The following is a 23,693-nucleotide window of genomic DNA, read 5'->3' as shown; positions in this document are numbered from 1 at the left end:
TGTCTTTAGATCTATATTACAAGAATCTAAAGATACAATCATGATAAAAAACAGAGAGTACTGTGTACCCTCCGTTTACTTTACTTTGAAAAATGCTCTTTATACCAATTTGCTGCGGCAAGTACTTCTGATTGAGTTAGTTGGTGTCCATATGTCTCCCAATGAACACTGACAGAAGCTTTGGCTTCTAGTAATAATCTTTCTAATTCCTCTGTCTCTTGCGGAGAACAAATGGGATCATTCATCCCTGCGCTAATGAAAATGTTGGTACCTGATAAATCAGGCAGCTTGAGTCCCCGAAGAGGAACCATAGGATGGTGTAAAATAGCTGCTTTTAAAGCATTTTGATATTGAAAAAGTATACTCGCAGCGATATTTGCTCCATTTGAGTATCCGATAGCAATCACGTTACTTCGATCAAAAGAGTATTGCTCTGCTGAGGTGTCAATAAACTCTTTTAGTTCTTTTGTGCGGATCTTCAAGTCCTCTTCATCAAATATCCCTTCAGCTATTCGTTTAAAAAAACGAGGCATACCATTTTCTAACACATTGCCTCTCACACTCAATACAGAAGATGTTGGCGAGATGATTTCGGCGAGGGGCAGCAAATCCTTCTCCGTTCCCCCTGTACCATGTAAGAGAAGAAGAACGGGAGCTTGTTTATTTGATCCTTCTCGATAAATATGTTTCACTCTACATCCTCCTCTAATGTTCTTACTTCAATATCCGGCAAGTTGCTTTGAATTTCGTGACGATATTTTTCAAACCAAGCTGGCAGCATCAATTTTTCACCCAAGTTTTCTGCTGCTTCATCGTTTGCAAAACCAGGAGGATCTGTTGCGATCTCAAACAAAATTTCTCCATGTTCACGGAAATAGATCGCATGAAAGTATTGTCTATCAATGATTTTCGTTGGATGGTATCCGCTATTCTCTACATGAGTTCTCCATAATGTGTGCTCTTCATCCGTTTGGGCTCTCCAAGCAATATGGTGAACAGTTCCAGCACCACCTATACCATCATAGGTCACCGATCGATCGATGTCGATAATGTTGCCAATATCTCCTGTAGCTTGGTAACGTACAAATGAGCCTTCTTCACCAATTCGTTTTAATCCCATTACACTTTCCAATGTTTCAGCTGTTTTTTCGGGAGCTTTGCTATAGAGGACTGCTCCCCCAAACCCTTTAATTGCTTTATCTGTTGTAACATTTCCAAAAGACCAATTGCTATTTTCACCACTTTCACGTTCTACTATCTCAAGGCGCAGTCCTTCTGTATCTTGAAATTGAAGATATGTTTCTTGGAATCGCTCTACTTCTGTCACTTTTACGTTAAAACTCTCCAACCGCTGTTTCCAAAAATCCAAAGAATTTGGTGGAACCACATAAGTTGTAATACCAACCTGTCCCCCGCCAATTCGTCCTTTTCTTGAACCAGCCCATGGAAAGAATGTGATAATTGTTCCTGGTTTACCGATTTCATTACCAAAATACAAATGATACACTTCAGGAGCATCAAAATTAATAGTTTTCTTCACCAGTCTTAACCCCAAAATTCCTGAGTAAAAATCTACTGTTCCTTGTGCATCTTGTACAAATGCAGTGATATGGTGAATTCCTGCTGTTGGTTGTCTCATTTTAAACACTTCTCTCTTTTTATTTTTAGCATATCCAAATGAATCCCCAAATACTTCATAATTAAAAATCTTAAATTAGAGATATATGGCAAATAAAAACTACTCGACCTAATAATGTTCTTGTGCATATAGACCCATCTTTTTTAACAACTGACTAGCAGTCTTTTGTTCTTCCTCTGTCAGGCCTTTTACTGCATTTTCAATCACTTTTGTATGATGAGGAAAAACTTCTTCGATAAACTTTGTTCCCTTATCAGTGATTTCTGCATAAATAAGACGACGGTCACTAGTAGAAGACTTTCGACACACTAAATTTTTCTTTTCTAACTTATCTACTACATAAGTGATATTCCCACTGCTCATCAATACTTTCGTACCAATTCTTTGCAAGGGTTGTGGGCCTTTGTGATACAACAATTCCAAAACTCCGAATTCAGTGCGATTTAAACCTAACCTTTTAATGTCTCGGTCAGCATGCGCATTCACCCACTGTTGAGCACGGGATAGAGCAATGTATAGGTTTAATGCGTTGTTTTTGGTTGTATTCATCGGAACCACTCCCTTTCTGTTGATTTGTTTATTTATCTTAAATTTAAGATATAACAATTGCAATTAATTGTCAAGCACTAAATTCAATAAAATAAAAAGTTTCATTGTTGATATAGTTTAACATAAAAAAGTGTCTAATCTAGCATCTGTTCATAATTGATTCTGCGGATTGGAAGCAGAAAAAGATAACAGCTGTAGAAGCCATGAAAAAAGTGGGGATGAAAAGTAACACTTTTTATAGAAAGGTAAAAGAATACGAATCGAACCTTTAAACAGTGAGATGAAAAACAACCTTTGCATTGAATACAAAAGTTTGTTTTTTGCTAATGTATCTTTTCAAGGAATTTGGGCAAAAATACCCTTTCTCGACTTGACTTAGTTATATAATGAATAGTAATGTTATAACTATGAAAAAGCCAATCAAAAGCTCACCAATTGCCCTAGCCATACTTTGTCTTCTTATGGAAGAACCTATGCACCCTTATCGGATGTAACAACTTCTTAGAGAGAGGGGGAAACATGAAGTTATTAATGTTCGCCAACGGACTAGTATCTATCAAACAATCGAACGTTTGCATCATCATAAAATCATCGCAATACAAGAAAGAAAGCAGAAAGAAGGCAAACCTGATCGGACAGTTTACGAGATAACAGACGTAGGAATTAAAACTGCTTATACATGGTTACGTGAAATGCTATCTGTACCAAAACAAGAATTTTCTGATTTCCCTGCAGCAATTTCTTTTCTTATGTTTTTAACACCCCAAGATGTAATTGATCAATTTCAAAAAAGAGCAAATGCTCTTGAAGAAATATTGGCTCAAATCAAATATCAATTTTCCACAATTGGGGAGATTCCTCGTTTGTTTTTGCTGGAGATTGAATATCAATGCGCAGTGATTAAAGCTGAGTTAGAGTGGATACGATCCATTATTAATGATATACAAGCAGAAAAGCTTCAATGGGATATGGAATGGCTACGTAAAATAGCAACTAGCCACTCAAAATCAGAAGAACTCTAACCTAGGACAACAGTATAATTGCTCTTATATTACATCGAAAAGAGGGTACAAAAATCTTTCTATGTACCAATAAGCAGCGTGTATAAATCTGCTTTAGGAGTGTTATCTTTGGACCAAAAAATTCCTGTTTTGATCATTGGCGGAGGTATTGTTGGTTTATCAACATCTCTTTTTTTATCTTCACATGGCATAAATTCTTTATTAATCGAACGTCATCCAAGCACTTCGATTCATCCTCGTGCTGCAGGTTATTATCCTCGCACGATGGAATTGTATCGCTCAGTAGGTTTAGAATCCACTATTCTGGATTACAGTCAAAAGTTCAATACCCCTTGCATCGGCAAAGGAGAAACACTTATAGGGAAAGAAGAATTTCGTTATGATCTACCGAATGATGACTTCCTTAATAAAATTACCCCAACTACGTATGCAAATATTCCTCAAGATGTTTTAGAACCTATTGTATTAGCACATGCTAGGGTGTTAGGGAGTGACATACGATTTAATACGGAACTAGTATCATTTGAACAAAATAATGAAGGAATTGCTGCATTGATTAAAAATAGAACCACTGGGGTTGAGCAAACCGTTTATGCTCAATATTTAGTCGCCGCAGATGGATCAAAGAGCCCCATCCGCCAAAAACTTAAAATCCCTATACAAGGACTTGGCAAGGTAGGTGACAGTATGAGTATTCTATTTAAAGCAGATCTAAAAAAAGCCTTAATGGGAAGAAAATTCAATGTCTTCTACGTTGACAACCAACAAGTTAGTGGACTTTTAGCGTTTTATGACGATCGTTCATTGTTGACATTTCCTTATTATCCTGAGAAAGGTGATCACATAGAAAATTTCACCGATGATTATTGTACAAAACTGGTACGTTCAGCAATAGGAGATCCTAATTTGGATTTGGATATTTTGAAAATACAGCCTTGGGAAATTTCATCCTTTGTAGCTAAGAGCTATCAAAACAATCGAATATTTCTTGTGGGCGATGCGGCTCATGTTATGCCTCCAGTTGGAGGTTTTGGTGCAAACACAGGCATCCAAGATGCACATAATTTGGCTTGGAAGCTTGCCTACGTTCTTAAAGGTATTGCTAATCCCTCTCTTCTCGCTACTTTTGAGATAGAACGTAAACCTATTGCTGAATTTACTGTAGAACAAGCAACATTACGATTGATGAGCCACAGTGGTTCTAGAGAATCTTCATCTGACAAAATTGTAGACGAAATGAATGTGACCCTTGGTTACAGCTATCGATCTCAAGCGATTATCGAAGAAGAATCAGATCTTATTCCTTTCTCTAATGATTCACGCCAACGAACAGGGCAGTCTGGTACACGTGCTCCTCACTTTAAACTTAAGAGAAATAATGACTCATTGTCTACACTTGATCTTTTCGGTCATCATTTTGTCCTTCTTGTTGGTGCAGACGGAAGAGATTGGTCTAAAGCAGCTCAAAAAGTAGCAAAACGCTTGAATATTGTTCTAGATATTCATGTGATAAACAAAGAAAAAAACCTTTTAGATGTTGATCATTTATGGTGTGACACATATGGAGTGACTTCAAAAGGTGCTGTACTTATTCGTCCAGATGGGTTTATCGGTTGGAAATCCCAGAATAAGGTAGAAAACCCTGAGCAAACTATGGAACAAGCCTTATCTCAGTTACTTTGCTTGGATGCTTAGTAGGTAAGGGGCAATGTAGTGGCTCTACTCCATAGCCATCAAGCTAAAAACGAAATAATCTCCCCAAAAACACGCTATTCTTTCTCAAAGATTTAAAAAAGAAAAGGATGGCGTTTTTTCTGTGAAGGGAACCACCGAAGTAGACTCATTTGTTTTCCTAGATTTTACAAAAATATTTGTCGCCTACAGAACTAGAACAATTGGCTAGGACAACCGAATTTGTAAGACGAATGAGCACGTATCGGGACAAGATCTAGTTACCATGTGTGTTTGGTTGAGTCATAATCTAGCTAGTACATCTCTCATCCAGCAATTGTTTGCACATTTACTGAAAGAAAAACTAGGTTCATCGAGTGCAATCCCAAGTGAATATCGCGATCATTACTTCGGATTCTCGACTGAACCACGTTCCAAGTTACAAAAACACCCAAAGAGAACTGAGGAAACATTACACTTGGTTGTACTATATCCCAGAAATTTAACTTAAAAAATACAACCAAGATTTCTATCAAAATGGAAACCTTGGTTGTATTAACTCAGCATGTGGTTCCTGCGATTTCTTGGCCTAAAATCTCTTCAATTTGATTATTCTCATTAAGAATTGCAACTTTTGGCCGGTGTCTTCTCACTTCTTCTTCACTCAACAAAGCATAACCAATAATAATGACATTATCGCCGGGGTGAACTAGTCTGGCAGCTGCACCATTGAGACAAATAACACCACTGCCCCTTTCCCCTTTAATCACATAAGTTTCAAATCGTGAACCATTATTGTTGTTCACAATTTGAACCTTTTCATTAGGAAGCAAGTCTACAGCATTCATTAAATCTTCATCTATAGTCACACTACCCACATAGTGAAGATTAGCTTCTGTTACGGTGGCTCGATGCAATTTGGATTTCATCATCGTTCGGAACATGACTTTCCCCTTCTGCTGAAAATAAAATATTGTCAATTAGTCTGGTTTTGCCAAAATAGGCTGCAAGGGCTACTATAATTTGTTTGTCATACAAACTAGTTGTTGCTTGTAAATTTGGATATTCTAATGTCTCTATGTATTGTAGTTTTGCTAATGGTTTCGTAGATATTCTCTCTCTTACATATTGATTTATTTCATCCGGTGTATTCCATTTTCTTGGTATTAATCCATCACGAACTTCATTTAGTATTTGAGAAAGAATAGGAGCTTGTTCTCTCTCTTCTTCAGACAAATAAACATTTCGTGAGCTTAATGCCAAGCCATCCTCTTCTCTTACTGTCTCACAGGGTACAACTGTTACCTGAAATGACAAATCTTTGACCATTTGTGTGATTATCGCTAATTGCTGTGCGTCTTTTTGTCCAAAATAAGCACGATCTGGTTTTGTTTGATTAAATAATTTAGCTACAACGGTTGTCACTCCATCAAAATGGCTCTCACGATACTTACCACACAATACATTTGAAATTTTATTCGACACTTTTGTCGTAATAAGCGGTTCACTTGGATACATTTCTTTTACATTAGGATGATACAAAACATTTACTCCAGCTTGACGAGCTAAATCAAAATCGCGTTCTAAATCTCTTGGATATCTATCTAAATCTTCGTTTGGACCGAATTGCAGTGGATTTACAAATATGGACATCACAATAAAGTCACATTCTTTTTTTGCTTTTTTAACCAAACTCAAATGTCCCTCATGTAGATATCCCATTGTTGGAACCAAGCCTATGATACTATTTCGGTGCTTTCGCAAGGAATTATTTAATTCTTCTACTGTTTCAACTAGTTCCATCCACTCTTCCCCCATATAAAGCTAATTTTACTTCTTCTTTTAAATGGATAACGTGTTCTTCACTAGGAAATGTTTGGCTCTTTACTTCTTTTACGTACTGATTCAAACCCATTTGCATAGACTTACCTACAGCTGCAAACTGTTTAACAAAGGAAGGCGACCAATCTCCACCAATACCTAACAGATCGTGTATGACTAATACTTGACCATCTGTATACCTTCCTGCTCCTATTCCAATCACAGGAATGGACAACATATTACTAATCTCTTCTGCTATTTCCTCAGGAACACACTCCAATACTAAAGCAAAGGCCCCTGCTGCTTCTACTGCTTTTGCATCGAACCGTAACTGTTTAATTGCAGGTTCTTCTCTGCCCTGTATAACATATCCGCCTAGTTGATTAACTGATTGAGGAGTAAGCCCAAGATGACCCATTACAGGTACACCTGCTTCCGTCAAAACTTTAATCTTTTCTAAAACAGGCTCTCCTCCCTCAAGTTTTACGCCATAAGCGAAACCTTCTTGCATTAATTTGCCAGCCGATTTTAACACTTCGTCAGTAGAAAGATGAGCAATAAGAAATGGTAGGTCCGTAATTACCATAGATTGCTTTGTTGCTCGTGTAACTGCTTTGGTATGATGCAGCATGTCTTCTAATGTTACAGGAATAGTCGAATCGTAACCAAGCACTACCATACCAAGAGAATCTCCAACTAAAAGTATCTCCGCACCTGCTTCTTCTGCAATCCTTGCAGTTGGAAAATCATAAGCAGTTACCATTGCTATTTTCTCACCTTGTAACTTCTTCTTATCTAATGTTCTTCTTGTTACACCCATCCGAAAAACCCTCCTAAGGCAATATGCGAACCTATGGGAAATAAAAAAAGCTCTTCCCTTTAAGGCGAGAGCTGGCTGGTGCAAGTAGCCGATACATACAGAATCTGTGTAGTAAAAACAGATTAAGCCAGTACAGCATGTTTTGTGTATCGCTCCATTATCGGATGCAATCACCTGCTCTATGCTTAGAGTAGCCAAAATAGCACAAAAAAACAATAGGAAATTCTTATTGTATTGGTTGATATTATCATTTTTATCAATAAAAGCAACACCGCCATCCTAGAAGGATGAAAACACTTCTAACAAATGATCTATATGTTTATCATTGTAGTCCAACGACCACGTAGATTCTCGTCAGATAGAGAAATCCTCGTGGCCGTGTGGCGATCAGGCACAGACAGGACACACTTCCCCGTTTACATCATCGATCTCACGTCTCAAGTCGACATGCGGTGCCAAACTACCAAAAAAGCGCAATGCATTGGTCTCTTTGGCATAGGGTTGATCCGAAGTGAAGGAAGATCCTGTCTTGAGAGAGCTCACTCGATAACCAAACTTGGGAATGAGGACTTCCCTCACACAGTATTGATTCCCTTCACGGTCTCGACCATATGTGTGAAGCCGTTTCCTATGAAAGAAACACTCACTCCCCTCTCTATTAGAGATAGCACGCCGCGAGTCGGATTCAGTGAATCCAAGGAAGTATCGAAATGCTTCGGCTGGCTTCCCATAAGAACCATTCTGGTTCGGTTTGGAGGATGTGATCCTGTATTTGTGCTCAGGAGTAAAGATCTCCATGAGGCAGATCTTGTCTCCGTTACTATTTTCGCCACAGATGTGAAGTCGCTGTTTTTGCTGCGCCATCTGAGTACCTCATCTTTTGAATCAGCGGACCCTATCTTTTATATTATCAAAGAATTAATTTTATGTTCAATTAATTTCATATATTTCCGTTATAGAAAACGAGCACACATTCTTGTTGTGTACTCGTTCTTTTTATCTTACTTATCAATATCAGCAGAATATATCTTAATTAATTCTTCCCCGGATCTTACTAAAAGGGATCCATCCGAACTCAAACTTTCTGCTACCCCCACTACTTCTTTTTGAGGGGTTTTAGCTGTTATTTTTTTCCCAATTAAGTTCGATAAAGACTCCCACTTATTGCGAATTGGTTCAAATCCTTGATCTAAATACAGATGATAATAACACTCTAACTCTTTCATCACTTCTGCAATGAGGCTTGCCCTTGAAAGTATATGATTACCTTCTACAGCCAAAGAAGTCGCTACTTCTCTTAACTCAGATGGGAAATGCTCCGCTTGTTGATTCACATTTATTCCCATCCCTAAAACAACATAATCGATTTTATCTTGATCCCCACGCAACTCTGTTAAAATGCCACAAATTTTTTTTCCATGTAAAAGGAGATCGTTTGGCCATTTGATTTGGATCGGTAGATTGGTTTGATTCATAATTGCCATACTAACACCAACAGATGCCAACAAAGTAAGATGGGAAGCCTGTTGAATTGGAATTGACGGACGAAGGACAAGACTCATCCAAACACCTGTCTTAGGTGGAGAATACCAAACACGGCCTAGCCTTCCCTTGCCATCCTTCTGCTCATCAGCAATGACGAGTGAACCTTCCGGTGCTCCAGCTCTAGCCCACTGATGAGCTAAAATTTGCGTTGATTTTGTTACTGGTTCATACCTTATTTGTCGACCGAAAGCCAAAGTTTGTAATTCATTTTGAATCTCTTCTGCTGCTACCCGATCTGGTCGATAGATTAACTGATAACCTTTTCTTGGTTTAGCATCTATCTGGTATCCTTCATTTCTCAATTCTTCGATGTGCTTCCAAATTGCTGCCCTGCTAACACCAACTCGTTTACTGATCTCTTCTCCAGACAAAAATGTAGTGCTATCATTCAGCAGGACGGATAAGATTTTATGGCGTAATTCCTGCCCCATATTTCCCGCCTTCCTTTTCTAAAACCTGTTTCTGATTTTTAATATGTCCAAATGCTACTTGATAAAATAAATACTGTAAAGTCTCTCTTATCCAAGGACCTGGAGTTCGTTCTGTAACTCGTAATAAATCATTTCCGTTAATAGCTAATTCGGAAAAATGATGGACAGGCATTTCCGTCCACCATTTTTCCAATGGAAGAGATGATTCTCTCCATGAAATGATTCGCCATAACTTTTCTGCTAATTGTACCCTTTTAAAGTGATGCTTTAATAATAGAAGTTTTCCTTCTTTTTCTTTTATATTCGGGTTCCATGATGCGATCAGGTTAATCATGTTGAAGATTGTCTTCTTTTCTGAATTGGAGAATTTGAATTTAGGCAACACATCAATTATGTTTGCTTTGCAAACTTGTTTATGATTTTCATTGTCGCGAAAAACAAGATAAAAAAAGTAAACCCACTTTTCCAAATGAGTTTCAAATCTATCAAGATTTTCCCATTCTCTCTGCTGAATATTTGGTGTTATGGATGTTTCATAAAATGGTGGTAATTCACCTAGCAAACCTGTTTCCACTAAAGGAATCAAACCTTTAGAAGGTTGATTCGTTTTCCAGATTCTAGTAAATTCTGCTACAATTCGCTCTACAGCTAAGTGATTTGCAAAACATTTACAAGTGTTTATGGCTACTTTTGTAGATTCTTCGATTTGAAAGGAAAGTTGCGCTGCAAAACGACATGCTCTCATCATTCGAAGGGCATCTTCCTTAAACCGTTCTTCTGCTTTTCCAACGGTTCGAATTAATCCTCTTTTTAAATCTATACGACCATCAACATAATCGATTACATTTCCATCTCGATCCATTGCCAGTGCATTGATGGTAAAATCCCTTCGCATCAAGTCGTCCTTCAGATTAGAAACGAACTTCACATCCCTTGGTCTACGACAATCTTCGTATGTTCCATCTACTCGAAAAGTGGTTACCTCTACAACGGTCTTATTTTGTATCACACTTACCGTACCGTGTTGTAACCCAGTAGGAACAGTCCGTGGAAATATTTTTTGTACTTCCCCTGGTAAGGCATTAGTGGTGACATCATAGTCTGCTGGTTCTTTATTGAGCAGACTATCACGCACACAACCTCCCACCAGATATGCTTCATACCCAGCTTTTTCTAAAGCTTCTAATACTTTTTGGGCAGCTATAAACTGCTCACTCATTTATTCTGCTCCTAACACACGCTTGTATAGTGCTTCATATTGATCTACGATTCGATCTGCACAAAACTCCTGGTCAACTCGATGAAGACCATTTTGCACAAATAACTTATGCTTGGACTCGTCCTGTAAAAGATGAATAGCATGCTTTGCCATATTCTCTACATCTCCTAGTTCAGAAAGAAATCCTGTTTCTCCGTGCACTACTACTTCAGGAATTCCACCAATACGTGCCCCCACAGTAGGCACGCCACAGGCCATTGCTTCCAACGCCACCAATCCAAAACTTTCTTTTGCAGATGGTAATAGAAGTAAATCTGCTATAGACATAAACTGCGAAACGTCATCTTGTCTTCCAAGAAAATTCACTTTATCAGTTAGACCAAGTGATTGCGCCAACTGATGAATAGCAGACCATTCAGGACCTTGTCCAACAAGTAATAGTCTTGCTGGAATTTCTTTTTGAATTTGATCAAACACACGTATGACATCTTGAGGTCGCTTTACTGCCCGAAAATTTGAAATATGAATGATTAATTTTTCATCAGGGCAAACATAATTATCTCGCAAATATCGAACGTTTCGAGGATGATAAATTCGTTGATCCACAAAGTTATAAATTCGCTCTATCTCTTGATCAGCAGAAAATAGATCTCTTGTCTGCTGTTTTAAACTTTCAGAGACAGCCGTAACAGCATCACTTTGCTTCATGCCGAAACAGATGATGTTGTGTAGTGTTGGATCTTCCCCCAGTACGGTAATATCCGTCCCATGTAAAGTAGTGACTATCTTTAATTTTTCTCCAACCATTTGTTTAGCTAAGAAAGCAGACACCGAATGAGGAACAGCATAGTGAACATGTAACAAATCTAACTCATATAATTTGGCTACTTGAGCCATTCGACTAGCCAAAGTTAAATCGTAGGGGGGATATTTAAATAACGAATATCGGCTTACTTCTACCTCATGGTAAAAAATATTTTGTTGAAAGCCTCCTAATCGAAAAGGCATATCGTACGTAATAAAATGAATATCATGACCACGTTCTGCTAATAATTTTCCAAGTTCTGTCGCGATAACACCAGAGCCACCGTGAGTGGGATAGCAAGTAAAACCAATTTTCATGATGGATTCCCCTTACAAAAGGTAACTTAATGAAATAGGACGTGCGCTGACCAAGGCTTCCCCATACATCACGCCGATTTGTTGTCCCCATAACCGATCTCGCCCTTCAATCATTCCAAAAAAGTTCGGCGTGTTCAAAGGTGTTTTAGCATTATTTTCTTGTTGGCCAAATTGGCTTTTATATGCTTTAAAAGCTGCAATTTTTTGTTGATACACAGAACCAATATCTACAATGACATCCGCTTCAGCAAGGTCATTGATGAAATAATGATACACTTTTGTCACACGATGAATTTCTTCATCTCCAGGAGTAACAATTTTTTTAATAGCAGCATCAAAAATAGCTTCTTTTACTAATTGATTACAAGCTACATGATCAGGATGGCGATCTTTAAAATAAGGTGAAAAGATTATTTTAGGCTGAAGCTGACGTATAATCTGAGTTATTTTTAAAATCTGTTCTTTTGACCCTGTAAGACCTCTATCTGGAAAACCTAAGCAATATCTTGCAGTCAATCCAAGTGCATGCGCCGCTTTTTCCGCCTCCATTTGACGATTCTCCACCGTACCATTGGAAGACAGATCTGCATAAGTGAGATCACAGATTGCGGTTTTAAATCCAGCCCTTGCATGTTTTGCTAGAATTCCACCTGCACCCAATTCCACATCATCAGGATGTGCCCCAAAAGCTAATATATCAATTTTATTCATAATACTACCCCTATACTTCTAAAATATTTTCTAAACCATATATCAGTTCATTTAATTCTAATACTCTCTCTACCGCTATTTGCACCCCAGGCATAAAAGACTCACGATTCAAAGAGTCATGACGAATTGTCAGTAACTGTCCTGTTCCTCCAAATAAAACTTCTTGATGGGCAACCAATCCTGGTAAGCGAACACTATGGATACGAAATCCATGATACTCTGCTCCTCTCGCTCCTTGCCACATCTCCATTTCGCTTGGGTGACCTTGTTTTAATTGTTTACGACTCTCCGTAATCAATTCAGCCGTCTTAAGTGCTGTCCCAGATGGTGCATCCAATTTACGATCGTGATGAGATTCGATTATCTCTACATGAGGCAAATATTTTGCAGCTTGAGCTGCAAATTTCATCATGAGAATAGCTCCTATAGCAAAGTTTGGAGCGATAATTCCACCTAACTTATTTTGTTTGAACTCTGCCGTTAAAGCATTTAGTTCATCCTCCGTAAGACCCGTTGTTCCTACTACAGGTCTTACCTGATAAGCACAACAAATTTGTAAATGCTTCATAATCATTTCGGGGCTAGTAAAATCAACTACAACATCTACTTTAGTAGCTTCGATTGCTTCTTTTAAAGTCGCATAATACTTTGCATCTGCAGTTACTTCTTGTTCGGCGTATGTACGTGAAACAGCCCCCACTAACTGGAAATGTTCGGTTTGTTCTATCAGTTTAACAACCTCTTGACCCATTTTCCCTGAAGCGCCTGCCACGATGATGCGAATCGTCATGATGTATATCTCCTTCTATTTTCTCGTCCATCGATCTTTGTCTCGAGTATTGTATTTTTCCATAACTTGTTCAAAAGCAGCCTCTAAACTAATTCCTAGAGAATTGGCAAAGCAGGAAATAATAAAAAGTAGATCCCCTAACTCTTGTTCAATCGTATTTTCATCTTCACTCGCTTTTTTTGGTTTTTCACCATATCGATGATTTACCTCTCGAGCGAGTTCTCCAACTTCTTCTGTCATTCTAGCTAACATGGATAGTGGATGAAAATACCCTTCTTTGAACTGGCTTATATATTGATCAACATCTTTTTGCATTTCATTTATTGTTTTTTGAGCCATACATTCTCCTCCTTACCCATCCATGTTAGACCACTAATTCCATCTCGGCAACCATATTGCGTGGAATTTTGGGGAATCTATAGTAAAGTAAATAGGTAACTGCATAAGAAAGAGGCGAAAACCTTGCAAAAATTTCTCATTCATCTACGCAACATATTAACTATTTTTGTTGGTGGTTTCATCTATTCTCTTGGAATCAATAGTTTTGCTCTTGCCAATAAGCTTGCAGAAGGTGGATTTACAGGAATTGCTTTGATTCTATACTATTTTTTTAAATGGTCTCCTGGTCTAGTGGTATTCCTTTTGAACATTCCTTTACTTATTGTTGGATACAAAGTTTTTGGCAAAAGAACATTTTGGTATACCGTTGTAGGTATATCATCCGTATCGGTATGCTTGGAATTAACCAAGACTTGGCAAAAGCCTACCGATGATCTCCTGCTTGCCGCTTTATTCACAGGTGTTTTAGTAGGTATAGGTGCTGGCATGATGTTCCGTGTTGGTGGTACTTCAGGTGGTGTTGATATCATTGCTCGTTTGATGGATCGTTATTTTGGCTGGAACTTAGGTCGTACTTTCTTGATGTTCGACTGTACAGTTATCCTCGTATCCATATACTTAATTGGACTCGATAAAGCAATGTACACCTTAGTAGCTGTTTTTGTAGGCTCTAGGGTCATTGATTATGTGGTCGAAGGCGGAAAAACAGCAAAAGCTGCCTTTATTATATCCCATTCTCCTCAGCCATTAGCAGATCAAATTACAGAAAAAATGGATCGTGGTGTGACAAAGTTAAAAGGAACTGGCGGTTACACTGGACATGAAAAAGAAGTACTATATGTAGTTGTATCTCTTCGGGAAATGCCGAAGCTAAAATCAATTGTACATAAAATCGATCCACAAGCGTTTATTGTTGTAAATGATGCCCGAGAAGTACACGGAGAAGGTTTTTCTTTTGAGCGGACATCAATCTAAAAAGATAGGCTAATTCAGCCTATCTTTTTTAGTATTACGAAACAATAGACTGCATTCTTTTTCTCCAAGAAACAAAAGTCAAAATCCCAATAATAATAACACTAATAACCGATAAAAAAGTGGAAACAGGCACTTTACCGTCTGGATTTGTAACTGCTAATACATCTTGTTCTGAACCATAAAATAAAGGATACCATAACTTACGAAGTTGATTTAATGCTATCAACTGGTGATCTTTGTTTGAATCACGTTCTAAAAAAAGAAATAAAGAATCCACTTTCTGTACAGTAGTAGGCGTTTTTGTAACAACTAATGCAGGTCGCAAAATTACATAGTGATTATGCAGAATATTTCGTTCTTCCCTTATATCTTTCCCTTGTTTAATATCCGAAATCATCTTATCTACTTGTCTTTTTAATATAGGATAATAGGATTTCCACATTGGCTGATAAGGATGACCAACTGCGTCAAATGTCATTAATAATCGCTTTGCATAAAAGTTTAACTCATTTGGATTTGGTGTAATTCGATTTAATCTTCCTTCTAAATCGATGATGGAAGTTGATAAAGCTTGAATAGCTTGGACACTCAACTCTTTTTCTGCGAAATTTGAATGGGAAAAATGTTTTGCTAACTCATCTAATATTTGCCTTGCTTCTACATACCGACCTGCATCTACTTCTTTGGCAATTTGCATAGCAGAGGACACCCACAATTTCGTGTCGGATTCACTCCACATTTGCTTAGCCTGTACGAAATTTGGATAAAGAAACAAACTCATCATGATCATACAAAAAAAACGTACCAATAAGATCACCTTTTTCGGCCTTATTGATACAAATTTATGCTCCTATGTCTCGAAATTAGAAGTCTTATTTGCTTTTCTTTTTTCTATAAAAATTGAAAACAGAAAAATAGTGGTGAAACTCAGTATTAATGTAAACCATCCGACTAGATGATCATAGACCTCTAATTCAGGAGTCAGCCAAGGATGTATATCTAAGCCATAGTCCAATGCATCGTTTAATAAGGTCCATATAGAAACAATCGCTAACTGACGATAGCCAAAACGAAAAATAGGAGCATAAAGTAATGCTTGAACAGCCATACCTAGGTGAGAAAACATCAACATATAATGTTCCCATGTGAGTGAGGAAATAAAACCGTTCGAGTCTAAGGCTGCTCCCCATAAAATCATTACTACTGCCCAAATACCGTATTTGAATAACGTTATTGCTGCAAATGCTTCGAGTAGTAGGCTCTTCTTATTTAAAAGATATAAAAATATAACCACAGTAAAAAACAAGCTAGCTGTAGGACTATCAGGAACAAAAATAAGTAACTTCCAATCGGTCTGCTGCATCTGGTTTCCATACCAGTAATATCCATAGACTGTACCTAAAAAGTTAATAACAAAAAGCGTCCATAAAAACCAACGCTGCTGTCTCCAACTAAGAAATACCTGTAATGCATACATTTTATTCTCTCTCCTATTAGAAAAAACCCCGGAAATCCGGGGTATTTGTCAAACTACTTTTGTTTTTGTTCCATCAACCAATTTACTAATATCTTTTGTTGTTCAGGCGAGCCCTGGAACATTCCAGCTGGCATTACGCCACCTTTACCTTCATTGATATACTCGTTGATTTGTTCCGCAGTTCTACGATTACCTACTCCTAATAGAGGAGGTCCGTTCTTACCTTGAAGTTGTTCACCATGGCAGCGGATACATGCATTTTCTTGATAAAGTTTATGTCCTTCTGAATTTGCATCTACAATCTGCTTATTTTTAGTAGGACTACCTACAGCAGATTCCAATTGTGTTTCATGCTCTGCTTCTGCTGCCCAAGTGAGAGCGCAAACGGAAACGATGGCAACAAGCATCAAACCAATGGTGACAGGTCGTTTCGATGGACGACGCTCTTTGCTTCGATCTAACCAAGGTGCGAGAATGAGCGATGTAAACAAAATTCCTGGTAGAACGAGTGTACCAATTACTACAAATGGACCTGATGCCCATTTATATTTTAAAAGCTGGTACATAAACAAGAAATACCAGTCTGGTACTGGTAAAAATCCAGTATTAGTTGGATCGGCAATATCACCAAGCGGAGGCTCTTCTGCCATTACTAATGTCATAAAACCTACTAAAAATACAGCTGCTACCATCCACTCTTTCAGAAGAAAGTCAGGGAAAAATGCCTCCGATTTATGAGGAAACTCCGTATAGTCCGGGGGATACATCTTCTTCCGGTTAGCACGTACGCGAGAGTCTCCGACATAGTGGACTTGTTCTTTATGGTTTCCATCTTGATTATGTGCCAAGTGGATTCCCTCCTCTCGCGAAGTTTATAGTGGTCCGGAAATTCCTTGACGACGAATAAGTATAAAGTGTGCTCCAAGTAGTGCAAGAAGTGCTGCAGGGAAGAAAAATACATGTAGAGCAAAGAAACGAGCAATTGTCTGAGCGCCTACAATATCTCCACCTTGCAAAAATGTAGCAATGTAGGGTCCAAGATATGGAACGGATGCAGCAATTTGCACCCCTACTTTGGTTGCAAAATATGCTTTGTTATCCCATGGTAAAAGATAACCTGTAAAACCAAGTCCTAACATCACAAAGAAAATCAACATGCCCACTACCCAGTTAAATTCACGTGGATGTTTGTATGAACCTGTAAAGAAAACTCGAAGCGTATGTAGGAATAACATCACTATGGCCACACTCGCTCCCCAGTGGTGCATACCTCTAACAATCGCGCCCATAGCTACTTCATTTTGTAAAAACTTAACACTCGCATGCGCGTTAATAATATCAGGAACGTAATACATTGCCAGAAACATTCCAGATAAAATCTGAATGACTACAACAAAAAAAGTCAATCCACCAAAACAATAAATAAACGCCGAAAAGTGATGGGCTGGGTTCACGTGTTCAGGAACCTCGTGATCTGCAACATCACGCCAGAGAGGCGTAATATCTAATCTCTCATCTACCCAGTCGTAAATGGCGCGTAACATAAGCATGTCACCTCCAATCAGACGAACAATTATGTCTGCATTAATGGTCCAATCAAAAGTTTTCCATTTGCTTCTTTCGTTTCATAGCGATCAAGCGGCTTCGGTGGTGGCGTACCAGGTATGTTTGTGCCATCTTTGGTATAACGACCAAAGTGACAAGGACAGAAAAAAGTATTAGGATACTGAGGGTTTGCTTCCCAAGACACCGTACATCCAAGGTGCTTACAAATAGGAGAAAGAGCAATAATTTTACCTTTATCCCGCAAAACCCATGCTGTCAATACTTCGTCAAAAGAGTACCAGCCATCTTTTTTGTGTACTTTAAACTGCACTGATCTTGGTTTGTCTGTTACTTCTGATAGTGGTAAATTTACATCTATAAAATTACCACCTTGTCCCTTTTTTAGAGCAGGGTCAACAGCAAAACGCACCATAGGAAACAGCATTCCAGCACCTAGGAAACCCGCCGTACTGCCTAATGTATACGTCAAAAACTGCCGACGGGAAAGTTTCTTGCTCACGACACATCTGACCTCCCTCTATAACAACATCACCGTCCAACGGACTGGAACCTTACTTCAATAGGACATGAAAATACTTTACTAGGACATATCCATGATAGCGAAACGATAAAACAAAATCAAGGAATCCGACAGGATGTTTTCAAAAATGAAAAATGATGTTTTTTCTTTTTTCAAACAGATTGCCAGATATGTAAAATTTCTTCATACAATCGTTCCAGTTCCACTTCTTTGTCTACATCTTTTTGAACTGATAACAGATGAAAAGATGTATCCAGTTTATTTTTGCCCCAAGTTTCTTCTAGTATTACCAAGAACCTATAATGAAATCCACTATGTACCAATTCTTTATCAAAACTCGTAATAACAGTCTGCAGTAGCTTTTCATCCCGACCTATCAAACTACAAGCTGGTAATAATAACATTCTCCCTATTAATTTTTTTTCTAATTCCTCTGTTATATATTCGATCAAATTCGCTTCTTCCAATTGTAACTCTTTATGTACCATTCGATACTGATATACAGGCAGACATACCGTATCCAAATAAGGAGCGATAGATGTCCAGTTTGTCTCATTTTGTTCTAGTAGTCTCATCTGGTCCTCCAAAAACAAGCAAAGCTCAGCTATGCTGAGCTACTTGTAGTTTGCTTACTTGCTCTCATCAAGCAGTTTATTTAATTCTGTGCTTAATTCTAGAAACGCATTTTTATCTTGATTTTTTAGTGATTCATCTATTCTAGCGTACAATTGCTTTTTTTGGAACCGGCGTACCGCTTGGTCGAGAAGCATCTCCGCAAACAGACTGAGCAATTGGTCTTGCACCAAGTCTTGTCTTTCCATGGGATTACCCTCCAATACGGCGGCAAATTTAGGACATGTTGTCCTATCCTGAAAATACAACCCAATGTATATCTCTTCATCCGGGAAAAGTTGTAGATCATAAAATACAGATTCTACATCTGTACCAACACGCTTTTTTCGAGAAAACTGAAAAGGTGGCATGTCTGAACATTTCGTTGAAATAACAATTGATTTTGGTAGTTGAGAAACATGTTCTACAAAATGAACTCTCTTAAGTAATTCGTCCTTAGACGATAAATAACTTAGCAACCATGCAACTTCCCTTTTTCGGAGTTCATGATGCCCTAAAAACCAATGAATAAACTCCTTTTTCTCTGAAACGCTTATGGTGCTCAATTCCCAACCTCCCAAATGATAGTCACCAGTAGTTATTTATTCGACAATTAGGCTTTTAATCCCTACCTTGAATAAAAGCTACATCAATGACTTTCTCTTGGAAAGCGGATACATCTGAAAAGATCTTTATACCTGTAGGAGTAAGTGTTAAAAACCGTTCGCCTGTACTCTCTTCCCCGATCTTTAGTACGCCTAAATGAGCAAGCATCTTGAGGAGTCGTGTAAACAGCGATTCTTCAGTTTCATAATAAAAAGGGCGAATCCAAGGGTAAACTACTTTCTTAATTGTCTCTACAGGAAACCAACCTAAGTGAGCAAGCGACCCTATCCATTTCAATATAATTGGCAAATTAGGAATTGGCCGATTGTACAATCGAATCCAAAACCGATAAAGGGATAAAATCAAACCTTCCTCATCGGTATTGGATATATTCCCGAAATTTTGTTCTGCTAAACACAAATATCCTCTGGAATCCTCAATCAAATATTTCTCATAAAAAGCGAAATCATACAGCAGGGAAAAACGATCTGGATATAAGTGATAGCTTCGTCCAAAACCGAATCGAGGCCCTCTGCCATTTAAAAGCTCTTCTGATACTGAAAAAGTATCCATTATCTGCCGCAATTGATTCCGGTAAATTCCTCCTCCATCTGTTGTACGAACGATGTGCTTTCCTAGAAATTCTAAAAACATTTTTAAGTCATGTATCATTTGTTGTTCTTCATCTCGATAGTACAATGGCGGTCGAATCATCACTTCTTCATAAAAGGGACTAAGGAAACAATCAATCATTTGGTTTCTGGTATCGCTAGGAACATGATAAAGATACTGTGTATGATGGGAGTAACCTTGGAAAAGCCAACCTCTTTTGATTGCCTGAACTACAAGTGAACGTGGTTCTCCTTCTTCTTGACAAAGTGCAGCCCTTCCTTTTGCAAGTAATTCTTCCATCGTAAAGGAGGGAGAAGTGTCAAATACAAGCAACTGCAAAAATCGACACTCTATGTCTGATAGTTTGCCTAATTGTTCTTGATAACTTCCTTTTCTTCCTAACTTAGGCAATAAAGAGCGAATTAGATCATACTTGGAATGCGTAATTAACTCTTCACCATGATAAGTTCTGCTAATTTGCCTCAGTTGTTCCATACTGGTATACGTTAACCATTCCGCGATACGCATATTGATACACCCTTCCAACCAAAACTTCACAGCACCAGTTTGGCCGAAAAAGCGGAAAATTAGACAAAAAAAAGAACCGTTCCTTCCGAAAACGGTTACATTTATATGTATTATGGAAAGGAATAGAGAGAAACCATACTGTAAGAAAGATTATAAAGGTTATATTATGAAAAATCAAGATATGAATAGTACAAATGAAAAAATCAAGACAACTTATGGCCCTTACCATTTCCATGGAAAGGAATTTGTCAAACAATCAATAAACAACTCAGCTGCTATGCTTGCAGTTATTTCTTGTAATCACATAATGGATCTGATTGTATACCCTCTTCTACTTAAAAACATACACATGGTCAATCATCCCCATCGCATCAAAAATCTGCAAAAAATAACAAGATGCTTCTCCCTTTTACTCTCTCATTTTTCGATAAAAAATTATTTCTTATACTATTAATATATACAAATCCAAGTTGTCAGTTTAAACAACACTAACAATATACAGTTATTTTTTATTTAATAATTAAATGTTTTTAATTAAAATACTTATATTGATTTTGAATATAAGTATGTGATACAAAGAATATGAGTAACATATTTTTATTTGAAGGGGCAGTGTAATGGTCCAATCCATTGATCGAGCGATGAAAATTATTCAACTTTTAATTTCGGATCCACATAAGAGCTATTGGCAAATTTCCGAAATAGCTGACCATACGGAATTACCTTTGAGTACCGCTCATCGCTTGATTAGCAGTCTGATTCGCTACGAACTCGTTACACAGCTCCCCGAAACTAAACAGTATAAAATCGGGAACAAATGGATGGAAATCGGCCTTGGGATGTTGGAAAATCTAGATTTTCGTGTAGTAGCTCGGCCTTATATGGAGCAATTAGCACTCGAAGTAGAGGAAAGCATCTACTTGAATATCCCAAATCAAACCGACTCTATTATTATTGAACGAGTAGATAGTCCACTAAAAGTAAGAATCATAGATAACTTAGGAGAACGCATCCCATTAAACGTTGGTGCAGCAAACAAAACGATATTAGCCAACATGCCGAAAGATAGAGTAGTTGGAATTTTGAATCAATTGATTACAGACTCTCTTACTCGTACAAAATTTCTTGAACAGCTGAACAAAATCCATGCATCAGGATATGCACTGAGCTATGGGGAAAAAACAGAGGGAACTGCATCTGTTGCTGCGCCGATCATCGGATATCATAATCAAATTATTGGTGCATTGAGCATTGGGATTTTGAGTTATACCATCACAGAGGAGAGACTTTCTTACCTCATTTCACAAGTTCAAAAAACAGCGAAAGAAATATCTATACGGCTAGGGAAACAACAATAATTTTTGGTCATATAACGGAAAATGTTTCCGATATGCGGAAAAAGGAGAGAGAAAATGAGTAAATGGCAAACCAAGAATCAGTTGATCGATCTTCTCTGTGATTTAGTTGCAATTCCTAGTGTAACCGGAACCGAAGCAGAGATTGTATTTCCGAAATATGTACACCAACAATTGAACTCTTTGTCTTATTTCCAGCAACACCCCGATCATTTACGGTTATATCCTACAGGCGATGGACGAGAGTTTCTAATCGCAATGGTTAAATCAAAGCGAGATATACAAAAGGCCGTTATTCTCGTTAGTCATTTTGATGTAGTCGACGTAGAAGATTATGGCCTCTGGAAAGAAAGCGCTTTCGACGCAAAACATCTTACCCAAATGTTTTATGATGAAAAAGAATCACTACCAGAAGATATTCAAAACGAAATGAATGCCAGTGAAATGCTTTTTGGTCGAGGCACAATGGATATGAAATGTGGATTAGCCATTCATATGTCGATGATCGAACAAGCTATTGAAGGTAAGTTCGATGGAAATCTTATTTTGTTAACAGTTCCAGATGAAGAAGTGAACTCTGTTGGAATGAGAGCAGCTGTCCCTGCTCTTTTGGAACTAGCTCAAACCTATCAACTAGAATATAAAGCAGTATTGAATTCTGAATCGATGTTTACCCGTTTCCCAGGAGACCAAAATAAATATATTTATACTGGAACAATAGGAAAAGTACTGCCGGGATTTTTGTGTTATGGGGATGAAACACACGTAGGAGAACCATTTTTGGGATTGAACGCCAATTTTATGGCTTCTCAGCTCACCTGTGAATTAGAATTAAATACTGACTTCTGTGAAGTAGTAGAAGGAGAAGCATCTCCACCTCCGACTAATCTCATTCAGAAAGGGCTAAAAAGAGACTATTCGGTTAAAATTCCTCACCGAGCTGTTACCTTATTTAATCTCTTTATTCTAGAGAAAAAAATGGATGAAATTGTTCATTCTTTATTAGAAAGCGCACAAAAAGTGGCAGTAGACATTAAACGAAACTATGAAAAACATGCCAAAAGTTATGTGCAATATGAACCATATACTCCACAAACGGTTGAAATACGTACTCTCACATACCAAGATTTGCTATACTATGCGGTCGAACATCATGGACTAGAGCAAGTCCAACAAATCGAAAAAAGAGTAATGAACCAAAAAGACCAAGAAAACGATGAGCGGGAGTTGACAATTGAATTAGTAGATCAACTAGCTATTTTGTGTAAAGAACTAGCACCTATGATCGTACTTTTCTTTGCACCTCCCTATTATCCTGCTATTTGCTCACGTGATAATAGTTTAATAAAACAAGTTACATCTGAAATGATAACCTACGCGAGAGAAAAACATGATATCTCCTTGCAGAAAATTAATTATTTTGGTGGAATCTCAGACTTGAGTTATGTAGGGTTGCAATATCCAATTAATTCCATTCAGTCCTTTGTTAACAATATGCCTTTATGGGAAAAGGGATATTCCGTTCCACTTAAAGAATTAGAACAGTTTAATGTCCCTGTTATTAATTTAGGTTCAGTCGGAAAAGATGCTCACCAACGAACAGAACGTCTTAATGTAACTTATACAGTTGAAATATTAACAGATCTACTACCTACTTGTATTCGCAAGCTATTGGCAGATGCGTAAAATAAACCTTCTATAATAATGTTTTAAACCCCAAATGTTAGATTTGTTGGTCTAACTTTTGGGGTTCACTATATAAT

At 37.8% G+C, this 23,693-nt stretch carries 27 protein-coding genes and 1 pseudogene; 7 read left to right on the top strand and 21 right to left on the bottom strand.

From position 1 onward, the window contains the following. Nucleotides 1–80: 80 nt before the first annotated feature. The 3 genes from MK805_RS11065 to MK805_RS11055 form a co-directional block, all read right to left on the bottom strand. On the bottom strand, nucleotides 81–692 hold the full coding sequence (locus tag MK805_RS11065) for an alpha/beta hydrolase (RefSeq protein WP_240875954.1): 612 nt from the start codon (nucleotides 690–692) through the stop codon (nucleotides 81–83). Further along, nucleotides 689–1,639, bottom strand: coding sequence for a ring-cleaving dioxygenase (locus MK805_RS11060; protein ID WP_240875953.1), 951 nt, complete (start codon nucleotides 1,637–1,639; stop codon nucleotides 689–691). The genes MK805_RS11065 and MK805_RS11060 overlap by 4 nt, the downstream gene beginning before the upstream one ends. A gap of 108 nt (nucleotides 1,640–1,747) precedes the next feature. Further along, nucleotides 1,748–2,188 carry a MarR family winged helix-turn-helix transcriptional regulator gene (locus tag MK805_RS11055; protein WP_240875952.1) on the bottom strand — a complete coding sequence of 147 codons (441 nt, stop codon included), beginning with the start codon at nucleotides 2,186–2,188 and terminating at the stop codon, nucleotides 1,748–1,750. 170 nt (nucleotides 2,189–2,358) lie between these two features. Between MK805_RS11055 and MK805_RS18045 the strand changes: the two are divergent. The 4 genes and pseudogenes from MK805_RS18045 to MK805_RS11040 all read left to right on the top strand — a co-directional run. Continuing rightward, nucleotides 2,359–2,460 (top strand): annotated as a pseudogene (locus tag MK805_RS18045) (recombinase family protein); the annotation flags it as partial. Between the two features lie 300 nt (nucleotides 2,461–2,760). After that, complete coding sequence (locus MK805_RS11050; RefSeq protein ID WP_240875951.1) at nucleotides 2,761–3,210, top strand: PadR family transcriptional regulator; 450 nt, start codon at nucleotides 2,761–2,763, stop codon at nucleotides 3,208–3,210. 108 nt (nucleotides 3,211–3,318) lie between these two features. Then, on the top strand, nucleotides 3,319–4,905 hold the full coding sequence (locus MK805_RS11045; protein ID WP_240875950.1) for an FAD-dependent oxidoreductase: 1,587 nt from the start codon (nucleotides 3,319–3,321) through the stop codon (nucleotides 4,903–4,905). Between the two features lie 262 nt (nucleotides 4,906–5,167). Then, nucleotides 5,168–5,392 carry a hypothetical protein gene (locus MK805_RS11040; protein WP_240875949.1) on the top strand — a complete coding sequence of 75 codons (225 nt, stop codon included), beginning with the start codon at nucleotides 5,168–5,170 and terminating at the stop codon, nucleotides 5,390–5,392. A gap of 49 nt (nucleotides 5,393–5,441) precedes the next feature. Here the strand turns inward: MK805_RS11040 and panD are convergent, their stop codons facing one another. The 10 genes from panD to MK805_RS10990 form a co-directional block, all read right to left on the bottom strand. Further along, nucleotides 5,442–5,825, bottom strand: coding sequence for an aspartate 1-decarboxylase (panD, locus tag MK805_RS11035; RefSeq protein ID WP_240875948.1), 384 nt, complete (start codon nucleotides 5,823–5,825; stop codon nucleotides 5,442–5,444). Next, a complete protein-coding gene (panC, locus tag MK805_RS11030) occupies nucleotides 5,770–6,684 on the bottom strand; it encodes a pantoate--beta-alanine ligase (protein WP_240875947.1) in 915 nt (304 codons plus the stop codon). Before panC ends, panD begins: the two co-directional genes overlap by 56 nt. Next, complete coding sequence (gene panB / locus MK805_RS11025) at nucleotides 6,671–7,522, bottom strand: 3-methyl-2-oxobutanoate hydroxymethyltransferase (protein ID WP_240875946.1); 852 nt, start codon at nucleotides 7,520–7,522, stop codon at nucleotides 6,671–6,673. Before panB ends, panC begins: the two co-directional genes overlap by 14 nt. Before the next feature lie 387 nt (nucleotides 7,523–7,909). Further along, nucleotides 7,910–8,386: a hypothetical protein gene (locus MK805_RS11020; RefSeq protein WP_240875945.1), complete on the bottom strand. Its 477-nt coding sequence runs from the start codon at nucleotides 8,384–8,386 to the stop codon at nucleotides 7,910–7,912. A 137-nt stretch (nucleotides 8,387–8,523) separates the two neighbouring features. Continuing rightward, nucleotides 8,524–9,498, bottom strand: a complete 975-nt coding sequence (locus MK805_RS11015) for a biotin--[acetyl-CoA-carboxylase] ligase (protein WP_240875944.1) — start codon at nucleotides 9,496–9,498, stop codon at nucleotides 8,524–8,526. Then, nucleotides 9,476–10,717, bottom strand: coding sequence for a CCA tRNA nucleotidyltransferase (locus tag MK805_RS11010; protein WP_240875943.1), 1,242 nt, complete (start codon nucleotides 10,715–10,717; stop codon nucleotides 9,476–9,478). Before MK805_RS11010 ends, MK805_RS11015 begins: the two co-directional genes overlap by 23 nt. Then, on the bottom strand, nucleotides 10,718–11,839 hold the full coding sequence (bshA, locus tag MK805_RS11005) for an N-acetyl-alpha-D-glucosaminyl L-malate synthase BshA (protein WP_240875942.1): 1,122 nt from the start codon (nucleotides 11,837–11,839) through the stop codon (nucleotides 10,718–10,720). A gap of 12 nt (nucleotides 11,840–11,851) precedes the next feature. After that, nucleotides 11,852–12,550 carry a bacillithiol biosynthesis deacetylase BshB1 gene (gene bshB1, locus MK805_RS11000; RefSeq protein ID WP_240875941.1) on the bottom strand — a complete coding sequence of 233 codons (699 nt, stop codon included), beginning with the start codon at nucleotides 12,548–12,550 and terminating at the stop codon, nucleotides 11,852–11,854. A 10-nt stretch (nucleotides 12,551–12,560) separates the two neighbouring features. Continuing rightward, a complete protein-coding gene (gene dapB / locus MK805_RS10995) occupies nucleotides 12,561–13,340 on the bottom strand; it encodes a 4-hydroxy-tetrahydrodipicolinate reductase (RefSeq protein WP_255724610.1) in 780 nt (259 codons plus the stop codon). A 15-nt stretch (nucleotides 13,341–13,355) separates the two neighbouring features. Further along, nucleotides 13,356–13,679, bottom strand: coding sequence for a nucleotide pyrophosphohydrolase (locus MK805_RS10990; RefSeq protein WP_240875940.1), 324 nt, complete (start codon nucleotides 13,677–13,679; stop codon nucleotides 13,356–13,358). A gap of 123 nt (nucleotides 13,680–13,802) precedes the next feature. Here MK805_RS10990 and MK805_RS10985 point away from each other — a divergent pair, with 123 nt between their 5' ends. Beyond that, nucleotides 13,803–14,654, top strand: coding sequence for a YitT family protein (locus MK805_RS10985; RefSeq protein WP_240875939.1), 852 nt, complete (start codon nucleotides 13,803–13,805; stop codon nucleotides 14,652–14,654). A 34-nt stretch (nucleotides 14,655–14,688) separates the two neighbouring features. Here MK805_RS10985 and MK805_RS10980 read toward each other — a convergent pair whose 3' ends face one another. The 8 genes from MK805_RS10980 to MK805_RS10945 form a co-directional block, all read right to left on the bottom strand. Beyond that, nucleotides 14,689–15,438 carry a sporulation protein YpjB gene (locus MK805_RS10980; RefSeq protein WP_240875938.1) on the bottom strand — a complete coding sequence of 250 codons (750 nt, stop codon included), beginning with the start codon at nucleotides 15,436–15,438 and terminating at the stop codon, nucleotides 14,689–14,691. Between the two features lie 66 nt (nucleotides 15,439–15,504). Next, the gene (locus MK805_RS10975) at nucleotides 15,505–16,131 is read right to left on the bottom strand and encodes a DUF1405 domain-containing protein (protein WP_240875937.1); all 627 of its coding nucleotides are present in this window, start codon (nucleotides 16,129–16,131) and stop codon (nucleotides 15,505–15,507) included. Nucleotides 16,132–16,184: 53 nt separating this feature from the next. Next, nucleotides 16,185–16,979 carry a menaquinol-cytochrome c reductase cytochrome b/c subunit gene (locus tag MK805_RS10970; protein ID WP_240875936.1) on the bottom strand — a complete coding sequence of 265 codons (795 nt, stop codon included), beginning with the start codon at nucleotides 16,977–16,979 and terminating at the stop codon, nucleotides 16,185–16,187. A gap of 24 nt (nucleotides 16,980–17,003) precedes the next feature. Beyond that, on the bottom strand, nucleotides 17,004–17,675 hold the full coding sequence (gene qcrB / locus MK805_RS10965; protein WP_240875935.1) for a menaquinol-cytochrome c reductase cytochrome b subunit: 672 nt from the start codon (nucleotides 17,673–17,675) through the stop codon (nucleotides 17,004–17,006). Nucleotides 17,676–17,704: 29 nt separating this feature from the next. Continuing rightward, nucleotides 17,705–18,196 carry a QcrA and Rieske domain-containing protein gene (locus tag MK805_RS10960; protein ID WP_240875934.1) on the bottom strand — a complete coding sequence of 164 codons (492 nt, stop codon included), beginning with the start codon at nucleotides 18,194–18,196 and terminating at the stop codon, nucleotides 17,705–17,707. 173 nt (nucleotides 18,197–18,369) lie between these two features. Continuing rightward, a complete protein-coding gene (locus MK805_RS10955; protein ID WP_240875933.1) occupies nucleotides 18,370–18,792 on the bottom strand; it encodes a DUF2487 family protein in 423 nt (140 codons plus the stop codon). A gap of 54 nt (nucleotides 18,793–18,846) precedes the next feature. Then, a complete protein-coding gene (locus MK805_RS10950) occupies nucleotides 18,847–19,395 on the bottom strand; it encodes a ReoY family proteolytic degradation factor (protein ID WP_240875932.1) in 549 nt (182 codons plus the stop codon). A gap of 55 nt (nucleotides 19,396–19,450) precedes the next feature. After that, on the bottom strand, nucleotides 19,451–20,575 hold the full coding sequence (locus tag MK805_RS10945; RefSeq protein ID WP_240875931.1) for a hypothetical protein: 1,125 nt from the start codon (nucleotides 20,573–20,575) through the stop codon (nucleotides 19,451–19,453). Nucleotides 20,576–21,192: 617 nt separating this feature from the next. Here MK805_RS10945 and MK805_RS10940 point away from each other — a divergent pair. Beyond that, entirely contained in the window at nucleotides 21,193–21,933 is a 741-nt protein-coding gene (locus tag MK805_RS10940; RefSeq protein ID WP_240875930.1) for an IclR family transcriptional regulator, read from the top strand. Between the two features lie 54 nt (nucleotides 21,934–21,987). After that, nucleotides 21,988–23,616 carry a M20/M25/M40 family metallo-hydrolase gene (locus MK805_RS10935; protein WP_240875929.1) on the top strand — a complete coding sequence of 543 codons (1,629 nt, stop codon included), beginning with the start codon at nucleotides 21,988–21,990 and terminating at the stop codon, nucleotides 23,614–23,616. Nucleotides 23,617–23,693 lie beyond the last annotated feature (77 nt).

The organism is Shimazuella soli, from assembly GCF_022511585.1.
GTDB classification, from domain to species: Bacteria; Bacillota; Bacilli; order Thermoactinomycetales; family Thermoactinomycetaceae; genus Shimazuella; species Shimazuella soli.
The sequence above is the reverse complement of the archived record's forward strand: the minus strand, read 5'-3'. Positions and strand labels throughout refer to the sequence as shown.

What these genes read in the sequence shown, in the direction of transcription:
- bshA (WP_240875942.1), bottom strand. Translation starts at nt 11,839, where the DNA reads ATGAAAATTGGTTTTACTTGCTATCCCACTCACGGTGGCTCTGGTGTT.
- MK805_RS10940 (WP_240875930.1), top strand. Translation starts at nt 21,193, where the DNA reads ATGGTCCAATCCATTGATCGAGCGATGAAAATTATTCAACTTTTAATT.
- panB (WP_240875946.1), bottom strand. Translation starts at nt 7,522, where the DNA reads ATGGGTGTAACAAGAAGAACATTAGATAAGAAGAAGTTACAAGGTGAG.
- panD (WP_240875948.1), bottom strand. Translation starts at nt 5,825, where the DNA reads ATGTTCCGAACGATGATGAAATCCAAATTGCATCGAGCCACCGTAACA.
- MK805_RS11060 (WP_240875953.1), bottom strand. Translation starts at nt 1,639, where the DNA reads ATGAGACAACCAACAGCAGGAATTCACCATATCACTGCATTTGTACAA.
- MK805_RS10945 (WP_240875931.1), bottom strand. Translation starts at nt 20,575, where the DNA reads ATGCGTATCGCGGAATGGTTAACGTATACCAGTATGGAACAACTGAGG.
- MK805_RS11020 (WP_240875945.1), bottom strand. Translation starts at nt 8,386, where the DNA reads ATGGCGCAGCAAAAACAGCGACTTCACATCTGTGGCGAAAATAGTAAC.
- panC (WP_240875947.1), bottom strand. Translation starts at nt 6,684, where the DNA reads ATGGAACTAGTTGAAACAGTAGAAGAATTAAATAATTCCTTGCGAAAG.
- MK805_RS10980 (WP_240875938.1), bottom strand. Translation starts at nt 15,438, where the DNA reads ATGATGAGTTTGTTTCTTTATCCAAATTTCGTACAGGCTAAGCAAATG.
- MK805_RS10955 (WP_240875933.1), bottom strand. Translation starts at nt 18,792, where the DNA reads ATGAGACTACTAGAACAAAATGAGACAAACTGGACATCTATCGCTCCT.
- MK805_RS10935 (WP_240875929.1), top strand. Translation starts at nt 21,988, where the DNA reads ATGAGTAAATGGCAAACCAAGAATCAGTTGATCGATCTTCTCTGTGAT.
- MK805_RS11015 (WP_240875944.1), bottom strand. Translation starts at nt 9,498, where the DNA reads ATGGGGCAGGAATTACGCCATAAAATCTTATCCGTCCTGCTGAATGAT.
- qcrB (WP_240875935.1), bottom strand. Translation starts at nt 17,675, where the DNA reads ATGTTACGCGCCATTTACGACTGGGTAGATGAGAGATTAGATATTACG.
- dapB (WP_255724610.1), bottom strand. Translation starts at nt 13,340, where the DNA reads ATGACGATTCGCATCATCGTGGCAGGCGCTTCAGGGAAAATGGGTCAA.
- MK805_RS10975 (WP_240875937.1), bottom strand. Translation starts at nt 16,131, where the DNA reads ATGTATGCATTACAGGTATTTCTTAGTTGGAGACAGCAGCGTTGGTTT.
- MK805_RS11010 (WP_240875943.1), bottom strand. Translation starts at nt 10,717, where the DNA reads ATGAGTGAGCAGTTTATAGCTGCCCAAAAAGTATTAGAAGCTTTAGAA.
- MK805_RS10990 (WP_240875940.1), bottom strand. Translation starts at nt 13,679, where the DNA reads ATGGCTCAAAAAACAATAAATGAAATGCAAAAAGATGTTGATCAATAT.
- bshB1 (WP_240875941.1), bottom strand. Translation starts at nt 12,550, where the DNA reads ATGAATAAAATTGATATATTAGCTTTTGGGGCACATCCTGATGATGTG.
- MK805_RS11055 (WP_240875952.1), bottom strand. Translation starts at nt 2,188, where the DNA reads ATGAATACAACCAAAAACAACGCATTAAACCTATACATTGCTCTATCC.
- MK805_RS11040 (WP_240875949.1), top strand. Translation starts at nt 5,168, where the DNA reads ATGTGTGTTTGGTTGAGTCATAATCTAGCTAGTACATCTCTCATCCAG.